The organism is Tsuneonella sp. CC-YZS046 (assembly GCF_035581365.1).
In the GTDB taxonomy this organism is placed as follows: domain Bacteria; phylum Pseudomonadota; class Alphaproteobacteria; order Sphingomonadales; family Sphingomonadaceae; genus JAWKXU01.
Map to the genome: position 1 here is coordinate 629,752 of NZ_CP141590.1, position 15,936 is coordinate 645,687.

The following is a 15,936-nucleotide window of genomic DNA, read 5'->3' on the forward strand; positions in this document are numbered from 1 at the left end:
CTACAAGGGGCAGTTCGGCTCAAGGCCCAGTTGGACGCGACCGAGATTTTCGGCAGCCGTTTCCACATCGAGGAAGCCGTGGACGCGTAACACGTTCATATCCCGCAGAAAACGTTGCAGGGGCGAGGTGTTCCGGTAAGCGCCGCCACCAGCCCCCAGCATCAATTCGTTGATCCCCCTGTAGACATAATCCGCTATCATGCCCATGCGCGCGCGGATTTCGGCCCGCTTCTCGATGGGCCGGATCTCGGCTGGATCGACCGTATCCAGAAACCGGGCATAATCCTGCAGCAGCGTTTCCGCGATGGCCGCCCCAGCCTGTCCGTGGCCAATTCGTATCTGCGCTGTCTGCTTGTCCTGAACCTTGGCGGAGGTGAAGGTGGAATAGCGATCCATCGTCAGCTGCTTGAAGGCATCCGCCGCCCCTCGGTAGGCGCCCGCCATCACCGGCAATGTCTCGCCCAGCACGAAGGGCAGGATTGGAAGCGAGTAGATGCGGTTATCGTGTATCTTTGCCCCCGGCGACTGGCCGTTCAGCAGGTCGGCCACCTCGACCGCGCGATGCCGCGGGACGAACACGTCGTTCAGCCTGGCGTCACCGCTGGCGGTGCCGCGCATGCCGGCCATGTCCCAGTTGTCGATGATCTCCACGTCGGATGCGGGAACCATGAACGCCATGGCGCCCTGCGGCTTGCCGTCAACCATGACAAGACCGCTGTTGAGGAACCAGTCGCTGCGCGAGCTGCCGGAGTTCCACTGGCTCAGGCCGCTGGCGATATAACCGCCATCGACCGGATTCAGGCGGAAATTGGGGGCAATCGTGCCAGGCGTCAGGCTGAAAGGCCGGTCGGCAAAAACCTCATCCTGAAACTGCTTGGGCCACAGGGCGTGTATGTAATTGTGGCCGATGTAGAAGGAAAGAACCCAGGCCGTGGAGGTGCAATAACGGCCGAATTCGTAGACCACGGCCGCCATGGTGGCATAATCGAGTTCGTGCCCGCCATACATCTTGGGGACGAGGATCTCCATCAGCCCCGCGTCGCAACAGGCGTCGATCACTGCGTCGCTCAGTTTGCGGTTGCGATCGGTGTTGCAGGCTTCCTTCTCGGCCATCGGGGCGATGTCTCGCGCCCGCGCGATCAGCGTTTCTGAAAGGCTCATTCCATTCTTCCTCTCTGCGCGCACAGTTTTGAGGCCCCAGTTTCGGCCTGTGGCGGCGGTCACGGCAGCTTTAGTCTGGATCGAAGTCATCAATAAAATGGATTAATCTGATGAATATCATCGCGTGTGCTGATACTGGGGGCGAGGCAGAGGGAGGAACCAGGATATGACGAACCCCAGGGACCTCGGCAGATCGCTCAGGACGATGAATCTCAACCTGCTGCCGATCCTGCGCGAATTGCTGCGCCAGAGGAACGTGACCCGGGCCGCCGAGAAACTCAACCTGACCCAATCGGGCGTGAGCGAAGCGCTTGGGCGGTTGCGCATTCAATTCGACGATGAACTGCTGGTCAGGGTGGGGCGCAAGATGGTTCCCACGGCCCTGGCGGTTGCGCTCGCCCCGCGCATCGAGGAACTGCTAGGTGGCCTGGAAGACCTTCTCAAACCCTCGTCGTTCGATCCTGCGGCGGAAGAGCGTCAGTTTGTCATCGCCACGGGCGACACCATCGTTTTGGCGTTGGGAGAGCAGCTTATCGGGCGGCTGGCGGCTCTGGCTCCGCGCACGACAATCCAGTTCATCAGTATTCAATATGTCACCCGGCGCGATCTGGACGAAGGGAAAGTCGATTTCATCATCATTCCCCGGAGCGTCATCCCAGGCTCGATTTTCAATGAAGACGGGCTTGAGTGGATCAAACTCTATCGCGAGGAGTGGGTCTGCATTGCGCGGCGCGATCACCCCCGGCTGCAGGGAGAATTGTCCCTGGAAAGGCTGAACGATCTTCCCTCGATTGCCTGCCGCTTCGACGACAACAGCTACCTCCATGGCGCGCTTCCGGGGCGTGATCAACCCGAACAGTTGCGCGTGTCGCAATTTACCCTGCTGCCTTTGCTGGTCGCGCGATCGGATGCGATCGCATTAGTGCAGCGCCATGTTGCGGAGTGGTTTGCCGGCCATATTCCCATCGACATTTTCGAACCGCCCATTCCGTTTCCCGAACTCGATGTGTGCGCATTCTGGTCCGCGATCCATCGCAACGATCCCATGCATCTATGGCTGAGAGAGCAGATCGCGGAGATCGTCCGTGAAGCTGACAATCCCTGGCTTCCCTCAGGCGGGTTGCCCGCCTGAGGGTGTCAGATATCCGAAGCGTCATGCGGTAAGGCCTGCCCCGGAATCGCATTGCCAGGTTGGTATTTTCGGAGGTACCGCACTGCTCCATAAACTCGCGCAGACAATCGGATTGTTCTAGACCGCAGTGTATCCGCCATCCACCGGCATGACGATGCCTGTGACAAATGAAGCCGCATCGGACAGCAGCCACATGGCGGCTTCGGCTTCCTCGATCGGTTCTCCAAACCTGCCGATCGGATGAACGGATTTGCAATACTCTTCCAACTCCGGATTGTCCGCGCAGGATTTCGCGAACATCGCGGTGCGCACGGCTCCCGGAGCAATTGCATTCACACGGATATTATCATGTCCATAGTCGGAGGCGGCCGCCTTGGTGAGGCCCGATACACCGTGCTTGGATGCCGTGTATTCGCCTGTCAGCGGAACATTCACGAGACCGGCCACGGAAGCGGTATTCACGATCGCGCCGCCGCCCGTTTTCAGCATCTGCTCGACTTCGTATTTTATGCAGAGAAAAGTGCCGGCAAGATTGATGGCATGGTAACGCTGCCATTCCTCGAACGTAACTTCGTGAAGCCTCTTGCCGACATTGGGCACCCCGGCGTTGTTGAAGGCTCCGTCGATCTTCCCATATGCCGACACTGCGGCGGCGACCATCGCCTGCACATCATTGGGATCGGAAATATCGGTCCTTATGAATTGCGCGGTTCCGCCTCGCTTGACGATCTCCTCGACTGTATCCTGCCCTTCGGCCGAATTGACATCCGCAACTGTTACCTTCGCGCCGTTTTCGGCAAACAGAAGGGCGGCGGCCTCTCCAATTCCATTGCTGCCGCCGGTCACGATCAGCGATTTTCCTTCAATACTCTTCACGGCAAACCCCTCTCTTTTTCAGATGGTTCCAAGCTCGATTGGTCAGCGCACCGGATCGAGCAGTGTTTCGAGATCGGGAACGACGGCGGGATCGGCTTCGAAGCCGAACGGCAACATCCATGCGCGTTCACGCAGGGTAAGCTCCTCGGCGGATGCCACTACGATCCGGTCCACTTTCAGCGCGGTGTGCTCGTCACCCGTTTCGCGCACATCATCGACATAGACGCTGATCGCTCGACGCAGATCCTTCGATCGCTCAAGCATTTCACCCGGGTCGGCTCGCGCTCTGCCCAGCAATTCACGCGCCTCGCTGCATAGGCGCTCGATATTCCTGGTCGCTTCTTTATTCGAACCGCTGGAGGCAAGAGTTTCCCCCAGCTCGACAAAGCTTTTGAGATCATGCCGGTCGTAACGATACATGAGCGGTAACCGGCTTTTCAGGATTTCAAGAAGAGCGATGCTCAACTGCGCCTGCTGGCGCGCCGGAGCATTATCAGGATCTATCGCCGGTATGACATTGTCGCCTAACGACTTTATCACCGTTGTGAGGATCAGTTCGGGTCTCAGTTCCATTAGATGACCTCCTCCAAAACGAGGCGCAATTCTTCCATCAGCAAGTAGGAGATGGCGTGCGCATAGGCGATGACAGTGTCTTGATGGCACTTGCCCCCAATCATGATGCGGGGGCTGGTTCCGCGCGTAATGGCCGCGCATCGATATCATCGACCTTGAGGTGCGCGACCTCCGAGACGCGCAGGCCTGCGCCATAGGCGACGCCGAGCGCCGCCTTGTACTTGATCCCTGGTGCGGCCTCGAGCAGCCGGGCGGCCTCCTCGACGCTCAGCACCTCGCGCACCGTGTGCGGACGTCTCGTTGCGACAAGGCCGCGCGCCAGGTCCCGCCGCCTCAGTGTCACCGTGTAGAAGAACCGCAGCGCCGAAACCGTGCTGTTGATCGTGCCCGCGTTGACGCCGCTCTCGTGCTGGTGGACTTGGAAGCTTCTCAGATCTTCGGCCGTCGCGGTGTCCGGCGGGCGGTCGAGGAAGGCCGCAAAGCGCTGGACGTTGCGGACATACTGGTGCTGCGTTCGTGGCGACAGGCCGCGCATCATCATATCGTGCAGCATCCGCTGGCGCAGCGGACTGATCGGAGCGGACGGGTTGGTAGCCATGGCAAGTTCCTCTCGTTGAAGGGACTTGCATGGTCAGACGGCGGCTTCTCCCCGCCCAAAACCGATGAATATCACGCTACATCACACCACGCGACACTCCCGCGGAGCGGGTTCGTGCTTGTCGGCGCTTGTTGCCGCATTTATATGCACGAGCGCCCGATGCGCTGGCGGAGGGCGCAATGGACCGCTTCTGATGGGAGAAGGTCTCGAATTTCAGCAGCTGCCCCAGTTTGGGCACCACACCAGTCACCCCAATGATCGTAATTCCCAAGCACACGGAATGGCGTATTCGTTATAGGATGTCCACGATCAGCGCATTGCCCGCGCTGTCGCTCACCGCCACAATCGAGCCGCGCGCGTCCGTCCGCAGTCAGTGTTGGTTGGTTCGTCGTGACCATCAAACTGGAGATCACCTAGGCCAACAGATAAATATACTGATTAGTAGTATATTGACATTATCAGTAAGATGACGATAACGCTGAGCTTCGAGGTGGCGTCGTCGCTCCGTTTAAGATGCCGTAACCCCTCGTAACCACGGGAGAGAATTATGCGTGTTGGATACATGTTGATGCTGGCAAGCCAGCACGAAACTCTTTCGGACGCGCAGATGTTCCGAGAAGAAATGCGTATTGCGGAAATGGCAGAAAAATGGGGCTATGATGCAATTTGGTGCCCGGAACACCACTTTGAAGACTATTCAATATCTGTAGATAATCTTCAAATACTTTCGTACCTTGCTGGCCGAACCAGTACCATCAAACTTGGTAGCGCGGCACTTATTCTTCCTTGGTGGAATCAGCCAATCCGGCTTGCTGAGCGGGTGGCATTGCTCGATGCTCTCTCTGGTGGCCGTTACATTCTGGGATTTGGTCGAGGACTGGCGCGTCGCGAGTTTGAGACATTCGGCGTACCGATTGAAGAATCGCGTGACCGATTCGACGAGATGGCGCGCATGCTTCTCGAAGCTTTCGACACAGGTTATATTGAAGGTAAGGGGCCTCATTTCCCGCAGGTCCGGACGGAAATCCGGCCGAGGTTGGAGCGGGACATGAAGGATCGTACCTATTGCGTTGCCATGTCGCCCACGTCCGCGCAGGCAATTGCGGAACATGACACACGCATGATGAGCTTCGTCCAGTTCGAGATGGAAAAGCTCCTGCCGAACATTGAGATTTTCCGGAAGGAATTCGTAGCGCGGCATAATCGTGCCGCGCCGCCGCCGCTTCTGGTCGATGACTGTTTCTGCAGCGAGGATATGGGATATGCCGAGGAAGTGGTGCGTAAGTACCTTTCGGCAAAATATATCTCGATCCTGCAACACTACGAATTCCTTTCCGACTACCACAAGGAGCTGAAAGGATATGAAGCTTATGGGGAATCGGCGAAATTCCTCAATGATCTTGGCCTTGAGGGGGCGGTCGAGGACTACATCTCGCACCAGGCCTGGGGTACTCCGCAGGCGATCCTCGACAAGCTTGAAGGTCGGCGTTCAATCATCGGCGATTACGAGTGGATCAGTATCTGCAGCTTCGGTGGCATGCCTTATGACATGGTTGAGAAGAGTGCCGACCTGCTTTCGAAAACAGTCGTGCCCGAACTTAAATCATGGTCGCCGATCGAAGAGGTGGAACTGGTCTGACTGATAGCAGCGGATGCACTTGGCATTCGAACTTTTTAGACAAAAAGGGAGGCTGCTCGATTGACTTATTCATTGCCGCTTTCTGAGCGAACGGTGACGAACCTTGTACGTTCCGCAGCCGAGAGGTTCGGTGACAGACCATTTCTCCACTTCAAGGGGGAGGTCTGGTCATTCAACGATCTGGACAGAAAAGCCAACCAGTTCGCTGCATTGCTCGCGCATCTGGGTGTCGCAGCAGGCAGCAAGGTAGCGATCTTCCTCCGCAATTCGCCGGAGTGGGTGTTTGCCTGGCTTGGTTGTGCCAAGGCAAATGTGGCTTATGTTCCGATAAATACTGATTATGCCGGTGACATCCTGGCGCATCAGCTTGGCAGGGCCGATGTTTCGGCCGTCGTGATCGGCGACGAGTTCCTCGGCAGGGTCCAGCATGTCAAGGATCGATTGCCCGGCCTCGAAATCCTGATCAGGGTTGGAGAGAAGTCCGAAGAGGAGATCGATGGATTCCGCTGTGTCGACTTCGATCTGTTCGATCAGTTCCCCGATGCCGATCCCGATATCGCGGTTCTCAACCATGATCCGCATGCCATCGCCTTTACATCGGGTACAACCGGCCTTTCAAAAGGCGCGGTGGCACCCAATGGCCATGCCGTAACTTTTGCGCTCGATACTTCGCGTGCGATGAGCCTGAAAGAGGGAGAAAAAATTTACAACAGTGGTATGCCCCTGTTCCATTCGTTGGCGACCTGGATGGGGATACTGCCCGCGCTGATCACTGGGTCGGAATACATGCTGGTCGAGAAGTTCTCGGCTTCGCAGTTCTGGCCCGATATCCATGCGTTTGGCGCGACTGTTGCTCTGGGCGTGTTCACGCTTCCGCCGATCCTCCTGAAGCAACAGCCACGCGAGGACGATTGCAGGTCTCCGCTCAAGCGCTTTATCGTTACGCAACAGAATGACGAATTCGAAAAGCGTTTCAACGGCTGTCAACTCCTGAACGCTTATGGGCAAACGGAAACCGGCTGCGTGACGCTGACACCTTTCGATGAAGAACCGCGGCGCGGCTCTTGCGGGAGAGTAAACAATGAAACATTTGAGGTACGCATCGTGGACGAATTCGATCACGAGTGCGCTCCGGGCGTAGCAGGGGAAATCACGGTTCGTCCCAAGCACCCGTTCGTGATGATGACTGAATACTACAATATGCCAGCTGAAACTGTCGAGGCCTTCCGAAACTTGTGGTTTCATACCGGAGATCGGGGAAAGCTTGACGAAGATGGTTACATGTATTTCGTTGACCGCAAGAAGGATGCGATGCGACGGCGGGGTGAAAATATTTCGTCTTATGAAGTAGAAAGTGTCATCAATCGCCATCCCAAGGTTCTGGAAAGCGCTGTCGTGGCGGTACCGAGCCCGTTCGGTGAGGATGATCTGAAAGCGGTAATTGTTCCGCAACCGGATGAAAAACCGACGCATGATGAGCTATGGGATTTCTTTGACGAGAACATGCCTCGCTTCTGGGTTCCGCGATACATCGAATTTCGCGACGAATTGCCCAAGACGCCCAACCAGAAAATACGCAAGGTCGATATCCGCGAACAAGGGGTGATCGGCGACTGCAAGGATCGGGAGAGCCGCTCCGTCATGAAAGCTGCCAATTGATGACCAACAGTCGATATGACATTGCGATCGTGGGCATCGGGCAGACCCGTTTCACGAAATGGGGTGGGATTACCGACAAGAGCCAGTTTCAACTGGCTTGTGAGGCGATCATCACTGCAGCCAACGATGCTGGCCTGAATCCTGAGGAAATCGACGGCTTCACCTCATTTTCCAATGATGCAAACGAAGCCAATCTTATGCAGGTTGCCCTGGGTATTCCTGTCATGCGTTTTACCGGCATGGTCTGGGGCGGCGGCGGCGGCGGATCATCCGCCTCGATCGCGCTGGCAGTCGCCGCATTGCGATCGGGGCAAGCCCATACAGTGGTCGCGTATCGAGGACTTTGCCAAGGGCAGACTCGGCGTTTCGGCAAGGCCAATTCAGCACGCGCACACAACAATTTCACCGCTCCGTTCGGATTGCTGGCACCCGGCCAAATGCTGGCCCTCATGGTGCGACGCCATATGCACCTCTACGGCACGAAGCCGGAGCATTTGGCCGAAATCGCGTTGTCGGGAAGGGCAAACGCCAATCGCAATCCGAATGCGGTTATGTACGGGCGTGAACTTGATGAGCAGACTTACTTCGCATCGCGAATGATCGCGGATCCGCTACGCCTCTATGACTGTTGCCTGGAAAGTGACGGTGCCTGCGCAGTCGTGTTGACGACGCTGGAAAGGGCGCTCGACCTACGGCAAAAACCGGTTCGCGTTCTTGCTGCGGCCCAGGGCAGCGGTCCCGGCTGGGGTAGTGGCCCGCTTGGTAGCCAGAATATGCCGGACGCGGATTATGCAACATCAAACAGTGTGGCGGTGGCGAAAGCACTTTACGAAGAGGCAAGCATGGGCCCTGAAGACATCGATGTTGCACAGGTATATGACCATTTCTCGGGCATGGTGATCATGGCGCTGGAAGACTACGGGTTCTGTCCACGCGGATCCGGGGGAGATTTCGTCGGCGATGGCAATATTCGATGGGGCACAGGCTCCTTGCCTATCAATACGGCGGGAGGAAATCTGTCGGAGGCTTACATTCACGGAATGACACATGTGCTCGAAGGTGTTCGTCAGCTTCGTGGCCAGTCGACTAGTCAGGTCGAAGGTGCCGAAACCTGTCTTGTAACTGGTGGGCTTGGCGTATCGCCTACTAGCGGTCTTATCTTGGCAGCGGCCTGATGGCTTATCTTCCCGAAAGCTTCGCGCCCGAACCGAATTTCGAAGACGAACCCTTTTGGGACTTTTGCCGAAAGCAAGAGCTGCGATTTCAACGCTGCGTAGATTGTGAAACGGCGCGACATCCCCCTTCACCTGTATGTCCCGCGTGCCATTCTACCCAGTCATATTGGGCATCGGCGCCAGATGAAGGAACGATCTTTACCTACACTATCATCCATCATCCCGCGGACAATCGGATTGCCGACTCTATACCCTATGTCGTTGCGCTCGTGAAATTCGATGGTTTTGACGAAGTCAAACTGGTCACGAACATCGTGAGCGACGGTTCGGTCGCGATCGGCCAATCTGTAAAGCTGGTCTGGGAGAAGGTGGACGGCGATATGTACTTGCCTCGTTTTGCGGCAGTCGACACATGAAGACTGATCCAACTTCGGAACTAGTCGACGTAGCCGGCGGATTGCGATTTCCGGAAGGACCGATAGCGCTTGACGATGGTTCATTCCTAGTTGTCGAAATCGCAGGTGGAACACTGACGCGGGTTAGTGAAAAGGGCGAGGTTGCCGTCGTGGCCGACTTGGGCGGCGGCCCGAATGGAGCCGCTCTCGGCCCCGATGGTCGCTGCTACGTTTGCAATAACGGCGGTGTTCAGTTCCATGAGCGTAATGGGCGTTTGCTGCCGGGATTTCCACCTGACGACCATTCCGGAGGGTGGATCGAAGCGGTGGATCTGGCGAGCGGCGACGTGGAGCGTCTTTACGATCATTGCGCCTCGAATCCGCTGACTGCTCCCAATGACATCGTTTTCGATAAGGAAGGCGGATTCTGGTTCACGGACTTGGGTTTGCATCATCGCGGGAGACGCGTCCGAGACCTGGGCGCAGTTTACTATGCGTTGCCTGACGGGTCTCTCATCTCACAACAGATATTCCCGCTGGAAGGACCAAACGGGATCGGATTATCCCCTGACGAACGCAAGCTGTATGTTTCGGAATCGCTGACCGGTAGAGTCTGGGCTTTCGACCTAGAGGCTCCGGGGCGCGTTGCGAACTACGCGAACCGGCCTCCGTGGCGAAAGGGTGAACTGCACTGGACGAGCCCAGAATATGCCATGTTCGACTCGCTGGCAGTCGACGCGGATGGCTACGTATACGTGGCCGATATCCCGTACGGCGGCATCAGCGTTATTGCGCCTGACGGGCAACTCGAACGGCAGATCGCGATGCCGGACGAGTTGACCACGAACATCTGTTTTGGCGGGCCGGATAACAGACAAATGTACATCACTCTCTCATCGAGCGGGAAACTCGCAACTGTGCGCGCGCCGCGCAGAGGCTTGCGTCTCAATTTCGCGCGGTAGGTAAAGGAGGCTCGGCGTGAACGATCTAGCAAAGCGTATCGGACGAATCGAGGATCGCCAGGAAATCGAGGATCTGATCGTGCGCTATTTCATCGCTTCGGATGACAACGATTTCGAAACGCTGAAACGCTGCTTTGCCGCTAATGCCATTTTCGCAGGAACGGGTTTCCCGGTTTCTGAAGGCAGGGCCAACATTATGGTCTTTGTGCGCGCATTTCGGGAAGGCGTCGGTCAGACGGTCCATACACCAAATTTCGCGCTTGTCTCTTTCGACCCGGAAAGTGACAATCGGGCGGTGGGGACAGTGGGGGCCCACATCGAACTATCTTATGGGGGCACTACGGTGTTCGGTGCCTTTCGCTATCACGATAAATATGTCCGTGAAGAAGGTGCGTGGCGGTTCGCCCGTCGCGAATTGCTGAGTATTCATGTTGGCCCTTGGGATTCCATCTCCAGTTCGCTGACGGACAGGTTGAACGTACGCTGGCCAGGTACAGAGCCGGTCGTTTCAGATCTTCGCCAAACTTGAGAATCCTGCCTACATAAAAGCGAGTCTTTCGATATACTGAGAAGTATATTATTGACAATGATGGTAAGATAATTGATGGTCACTGATACAAAAAGGCGCCCGAGGCACATGTTTGCGGGAAGGTGCGAACGGAGAGGTCTTTTATGGCTAAAGCGGCAGTTCTGGTGTCTGAAGGTGTTGTCGAGACGCGCGAGGTGCCGATCTTCGAGCCCGAAGCCGGCGGTGCGCTCGTGAGGATCGAACTGGGCGGTGTTTGCGGAACTGACCTGCACATGATTCATCGCCTTGCTTATGAATATCCCTTGCCGATTATTCTCGGGCATGAAGGCATCGGTCGCATTGAAAAGCTGGGCGCGGGAATGGATCGCGACCATGCGGGAGAGCCGATCAAGGTCGGTGATCGCGTTTACTGGTCTCCGATGGTTGCCTGCAACCAGTGCTATACTTGCACCATCTTGGAAAGCAGTCCTTGTGAGAAAGCTGCTCACTTTGCCGAAGCAGATAAGCCAAGCTGGTGTTCGCACGCTGACTATGGTTGGCTCCCGCGGGGAATGCCTTTCTTCAAGGTTCCTGAAGGCGCATCGCTCGACGCGATCATAGCACTGGGTTGTGCGCTTCCTACTGCTGTGGGCAGTATCGATGTTGCAGGTGGCATAAAGTTCGGCGAGACAGTCGTGGTACAGGGGGCGGGGCCTGTCGGGCTCGCCGCGACATTGGTTGCAAATGTCTCAGGTGCTCGCCGTATCATCGTAATCGATAACAACAAGATACGGCTCGAACGCGCCAGGCTGATCGGTGCAACGGATACGCTCTCGCTTGAAGAGCTGACGCCAGAAGAGCGGAAGAATGCAGTGATGGATGCATGCGGGGCATCGGGTCCCGACCTAGTCGTGGAAGCGGCGGGCCATCTCTCTGCTTTTCCGGAGGGTGTTGCTCTCGGAGGGCAGGCAGGCCGATACTGTGTTGCGGGACTCTGGGGGGCGGCTGGCGAAGTCTCGTTCGAGCCACGTCAGCTTGTGCTCAAGAACTTCAGTGTCCGGGGCTCTATGGCGCCTCGCGCCAAGCATTACTACCGGGCGCTCCACCTCGCAGTCGACATGGCGGACAAGGTGCCGTTGGCAAATCTGATCACCCACCGTTTCGGTTTGAATCAGGCAGCCGACGCTTATGCCGCGGTGACGGGTGGTGAGGCAGTGAAAGTCATTTTCGACATGTCGATCTCATGATCACGGGCAACCTATTGGCAGAACGCAGCATCTCAGTAATGAGTAAGGAGAGACCATGAATGCACAAGTGCCTCGTAGTCCAGCCGATGGCCTTGCAACTGTTCCACCCCATGTCCCGGCGGAACTGGTCTTCCCTATCGATATGTATGCACTCGATGGAGTTGAGGACGGGTATCACGAGGCTTGGAAAGCGATTCAGGATTCTGGGGTTCCGAGCTTAGTCTGGACGCCGCATAACGGTGGGCATTGGATTGCCACCAAAGCAAGCTTGATCAAAGAGATATACAGCGATTTCGCGCGCTTTTCCAGTGAGATCATCCTGCTGCCCAAGGAGGCAGGCGAAAAGTATACTATTGTTCCGGCACAAATGGACCCCCCCGATCATACTGCTTATCGGAAGATCATGGAGAAGGCGTTGACGTTGTCTCGTATCCGTGATTTCGCGCCCGAAATTCGCGCGATCGCGGCCGAATTGATCGATGTTTTTGTGAATCGGGGTTATTGTAATTTTTCGAACGAATTCGCCCAGGTGTTTCCGGTGCGGGTATTTATGGCGTTGGCTGGACTTCCCCTAGAGGATGTTCCGCGGCTTCTGGAGATAACGTCGCAGATTACGCGCCCTTCCGGCAATACTCCTGAGGAAATGGGTATTTCGCTCGATTCTGCCATTCGGTCGCTGCACAACTATGTGGATCCAATTATTCGCGAACGACGCGGGCAGGAAGGCGATGATCTCATAACTGTCATGGTAAACAGTGAAGTCGATGGAAAGCAACTTGACGATGACAATGCTCGAGGTCTCACTTCGCTCTTGTTGCTCGGCGGATTGGATACAGTGGTCAATTTTCTCAATTTTATGATGCTGTATCTTGCGCGCAATCCGGAAAAAGCATCATACTTTGCAGCGGATGCTACAAATATTCGACGAGGAACAGAAGAATTGCTCCGTCGCTTTCCTATCCTTGCTGAAAGTAGGAAAATTGTCAGTGACATGGAATACAGCGGGGTGTCATTCAAGCAGGGCGATCTCATTCTGGCGCCAATAGCACTGCACAATTTTGATGAAGAATTGAACAGTAATCCTCTTGAGCTGGATTTGCATCGCAAGCGCGTTTCTCACATTACGTTCGGGGCTGGTCATCATCGATGCGTGGGCATGAACCTCGCTAGGATTGAACTGGGGATAATGCTTGAAGAGTGGTTCAGGAGGATCCCCAAATTTCAAATTAAGGATGGAAAGCAGCCTCGGTTTCAGTCTGGTTTCGTAGCCTCGGCGAGAAACGTTTGGTTGGAATGGGGATAACGAGCCGCGAGGTGCTATCCTCCGGAGCCTCAAAATTTGGCCTATTGTATACCAATGAGTATATTCTATAATATAATATATATAAAATTTATATTATTAGTTTATAAAATGAGTCCCACAGAATTTTGGCGAGATCGGGCGGTAACCCACAGGGAGAGGGAGATATTTATGTCAGATTTCAATCAGCGAGGAATTAGCGGACGTATGCTAGGGCGGCTATCGATGGGGGCGGCACCGCTTGCTCTGATGATGGGCGGAACCTCTGCAATGGCACAGTCCGCACCGGCGGCGGAACAGCCGAGCATCAGCTCTGGCGAGATTATTGTAACCGCTCGCCGGTCGGATGAGAAGCTTCAGGACGTCCCGGTAGCAGTCACAGCGTTTGGGTCGCAAGCGCTCGAGGAGCGACGGATCACGACTGAGTTCGACCTCCAATCGGCGACGCCAGGCTTGACGGTCCGTTCGGCGGTCTCCTCCAACCAGATCAACTATGCGATCCGCGGCCAATCTATTGACGGGTTTTCCTTCTCGTCTCCGGCGGTTACGGCCTATCTCAACGAAGTTCCAACAGGCGGTACCTCTGGAACGGCCCTGTTTGATCTCGAATCCATTCAGGTGCTCAAGGGTCCCCAGGGTACCTTGTTTGGTCGCAATGCGACCGGCGGCGCTGTGCTTTATTCGTCCAAGGCGCCGGATGAGGAATTCAGCGGGTATTTGAAGGGTGGTTTTGGCAATTACAGCAATGTAGAAGTTGAGGGTGCGCTTAACCTGCCCATCACGTCAGGCGTGGCCGTACGTTTTGCAGGCCGCTCGCAGACGCGCGATGGTTACCAGAAGAACCTGATCGACGGTAGTGACCTCAATTCAGTCGACTCCCAAGTTGGCAGGATCAGCCTGCTGATCAAACCTGTCGATTCTGGTTTTAAGAACGTGACTGTTTTTCAGCGCGGTCATTATGGTGGCACCAACGGTTCGCTTAGTCTGCAAAATGCCAATGGCGTAAATGGTGCACCGGATAGCTATGTAGACACTTCTGACGGGCTGACGAAACCTTTGGTTACCACTTTTCGCGATCTTCATGGCGCTGATGCCCTCGGCCCCGGTTTGGGGAGTTCGACCGATCCTCGGGTAAATGCGCTTTACAACGGGATTGAAGATTATCTTCAGAAGAGAGCTGCTGGTTTAGCAGGCGGATTTTATGATGTTTCGATAAATCGTAGTCAGAAACACCGAGCGAACCAAACTTTTTTGGCGAATACTACGTCTTTTGAGTTTGACTCTGGGATTATTATAAAGAATATATTCGGTTATAACAAATTGATGTCTGAAGATTTACTAGATGTAGATGGTGGACCATATGAGTTTTTTGGGGCCCTCGGCGGACCTGCTCAGAAGAAATGGGGTGAAACGTTTAGTGGAGATGGTTACATCTTTGGAACCAAGCAATTCTCTAATGAGCTTCAGGTTTCCGGAAACCTTGGTGCGCTTAGCTTTATTGTCGGCGGGTTTATCTCCGAAGAGAAAACGTACTCCTACATTCCTGTCCAGATTTTGCCGGATTTGGGTGCGCCATATTTGGGATCGTATGACAGCACGACGAAGGACAAATCCAAGGCCCTTTATGCCCAGCTGACATATGCGATCACTGACCGGCTCAATCTTACTGGTGGGTTCCGTTATACTTGGGAGAACGTTCGCATCCGGTTCAACCCCGGCAGCGTTGCCGATCCCAAGCTGCTTGGTGCGCTCAATGAAGGAGTAGTCAAGGATTCAAAACCGAGCTGGCTGATCGGTTTGGATTACAAGGTGACCGACGATCTGCTGCTCTATTTCAACCACCGGGGCAGTTGGCGAACCGGCGGTTTCAACGGCACGTCTGGCGCACGTTTTCCCGATCCTGATTTCTTCAAACCAGAGACCACCTATGATTTCGAAATCGGTGCGAAATTCGCAGGCAGGCTTGGGTCGATCCCCACACGTTTGAATATCGCGGTGTATGACCAGTATATCAAGAATGTGCAGCGCACGATCTATTTCAACAGTACTGCGATGGCTGGTAATGCAAACAAGGCAAGGGTGACAGGTCTTGAGGTGGATACCAACTTGGGTCTCGCCGAATGGCTTAATGTTGGCGGCGCTTTTGCCTATACTGATGCGCGCTTCGCCGACAATCGGGCGCTTGTTGGAGGCCAGAACTTCTTTTTCGGACCATATGCCGATTCGCCGAAATATACTGGTTCGGCCTATGCACGTGCGGGAACTGAGATCGGTGAGGTCGGAGAAATTGCGTTGCGCGGGGAAGTCTATGCGCAGAGCCATTTCTATTACAGCAACCTGCATAACACGGTTTTGCCAGGGACGAAGATCGACGGTTATCAGCTCGTCAACCTACGCGGTGAATGGAATGGAATATTGGGGTCGAAGGTTAGTGCCGCACTTTACGTCAACAATCTGACCAAGGAAAAATACTATGTCGGCGGGATCGCGCTCGGGCAGGTGACGGGCTCGAATGCCGCAATACCTGGTGCTCCGCGCATGTACGGATTTGAAGTGAAAGCTGAATTTTAGGTTTGGCTCAGTTTCTCCCCTGGTTGACGGCGGTGAGCTATCGACCAGGCGAGAATTGAATGAATCCATTCTGCTGGTGTATGTATGTTATTTATTGATCTTTTAATAGACAGCACCAGATAGTATAATTAAATTACATA

The 15,936-nt window shown here is 55.2% G+C and carries 14 protein-coding genes; 10 read left to right on the plus strand and 4 right to left on the minus strand.

What is annotated here, in order from left to right; all coding sequences use genetic code 11:
* Nucleotides 1–1,161 carry an acyl-CoA dehydrogenase family protein gene (locus U8326_RS03195; protein WP_324742312.1) on the minus strand — a complete coding sequence of 387 codons (1,161 nt, stop codon included), beginning with the start codon at nucleotides 1,159–1,161 and terminating at the stop codon, nucleotides 1–3.
* A 166-nt stretch (nucleotides 1,162–1,327) separates the two neighbouring features.
* On the opposite strand from U8326_RS03195, the gene U8326_RS03200 reads away from it, so the two are divergent.
* Nucleotides 1,328–2,293: a LysR family transcriptional regulator gene (locus tag U8326_RS03200; protein ID WP_324742314.1), complete on the plus strand. Its 966-nt coding sequence runs from the start codon at nucleotides 1,328–1,330 to the stop codon at nucleotides 2,291–2,293.
* A gap of 117 nt (nucleotides 2,294–2,410) precedes the next feature.
* On the opposite strand, the gene U8326_RS03205 is transcribed toward U8326_RS03200, so the two are convergent.
* The 3 genes from U8326_RS03205 to U8326_RS03215 form a co-directional block, all read right to left on the minus strand.
* The gene (locus U8326_RS03205) at nucleotides 2,411–3,169 is read right to left on the minus strand and encodes a glucose 1-dehydrogenase (protein WP_324742316.1); all 759 of its coding nucleotides are present in this window, start codon (nucleotides 3,167–3,169) and stop codon (nucleotides 2,411–2,413) included.
* A gap of 42 nt (nucleotides 3,170–3,211) precedes the next feature.
* Complete coding sequence (locus U8326_RS03210; protein WP_324742317.1) at nucleotides 3,212–3,742, minus strand: hypothetical protein; 531 nt, start codon at nucleotides 3,740–3,742, stop codon at nucleotides 3,212–3,214.
* Nucleotides 3,743–3,842: 100 nt separating this feature from the next.
* A complete protein-coding gene (locus U8326_RS03215) occupies nucleotides 3,843–4,340 on the minus strand; it encodes a tyrosine-type recombinase/integrase (protein ID WP_324742319.1) in 498 nt (165 codons plus the stop codon).
* 547 nt (nucleotides 4,341–4,887) lie between these two features.
* Between U8326_RS03215 and U8326_RS03220 the strand changes: the two genes are divergently transcribed.
* The 9 genes from U8326_RS03220 (at nucleotide 4,888) to U8326_RS03260 (ending at nucleotide 15,796) form a co-directional block, all read left to right on the plus strand.
* A complete protein-coding gene (locus U8326_RS03220) occupies nucleotides 4,888–5,979 on the plus strand; it encodes an LLM class flavin-dependent oxidoreductase (protein ID WP_324742320.1) in 1,092 nt (363 codons plus the stop codon).
* A 60-nt stretch (nucleotides 5,980–6,039) separates the two neighbouring features.
* Nucleotides 6,040–7,638 carry an AMP-binding protein gene (locus U8326_RS03225; RefSeq protein ID WP_324742321.1) on the plus strand — a complete coding sequence of 533 codons (1,599 nt, stop codon included), beginning with the start codon at nucleotides 6,040–6,042 and terminating at the stop codon, nucleotides 7,636–7,638.
* Nucleotides 7,638–8,813, plus strand: a complete 1,176-nt coding sequence (locus tag U8326_RS03230; RefSeq protein WP_324742322.1) for a thiolase C-terminal domain-containing protein — start codon at nucleotides 7,638–7,640, stop codon at nucleotides 8,811–8,813. Before U8326_RS03225 ends, U8326_RS03230 begins: the two co-directional genes overlap by 1 nt.
* Nucleotides 8,813–9,229, plus strand: a complete 417-nt coding sequence (locus U8326_RS03235) for a Zn-ribbon domain-containing OB-fold protein (protein WP_324742324.1) — start codon at nucleotides 8,813–8,815, stop codon at nucleotides 9,227–9,229. Before U8326_RS03230 ends, U8326_RS03235 begins: the two co-directional genes overlap by 1 nt.
* The gene (locus U8326_RS03240) at nucleotides 9,226–10,170 is read left to right on the plus strand and encodes an SMP-30/gluconolactonase/LRE family protein (protein WP_324742326.1); all 945 of its coding nucleotides are present in this window, start codon (nucleotides 9,226–9,228) and stop codon (nucleotides 10,168–10,170) included. Before U8326_RS03235 ends, U8326_RS03240 begins: the two co-directional genes overlap by 4 nt.
* Nucleotides 10,171–10,186: 16 nt before the next feature.
* Nucleotides 10,187–10,699, plus strand: coding sequence for a nuclear transport factor 2 family protein (locus U8326_RS03245; RefSeq protein ID WP_324742328.1), 513 nt, complete (start codon nucleotides 10,187–10,189; stop codon nucleotides 10,697–10,699).
* Between the two features lie 143 nt (nucleotides 10,700–10,842).
* On the plus strand, nucleotides 10,843–11,925 hold the full coding sequence (locus U8326_RS03250; RefSeq protein WP_324742329.1) for a zinc-binding dehydrogenase: 1,083 nt from the start codon (nucleotides 10,843–10,845) through the stop codon (nucleotides 11,923–11,925).
* 55 nt (nucleotides 11,926–11,980) lie between these two features.
* Nucleotides 11,981–13,228, plus strand: a complete 1,248-nt coding sequence (locus U8326_RS03255; RefSeq protein ID WP_324742331.1) for a cytochrome P450 — start codon at nucleotides 11,981–11,983, stop codon at nucleotides 13,226–13,228.
* A gap of 168 nt (nucleotides 13,229–13,396) precedes the next feature.
* Nucleotides 13,397–15,796 carry a TonB-dependent receptor gene (locus U8326_RS03260; RefSeq protein ID WP_324742333.1) on the plus strand — a complete coding sequence of 800 codons (2,400 nt, stop codon included), beginning with the start codon at nucleotides 13,397–13,399 and terminating at the stop codon, nucleotides 15,794–15,796.
* Nucleotides 15,797–15,936: the final 140 nt, after the last annotated feature.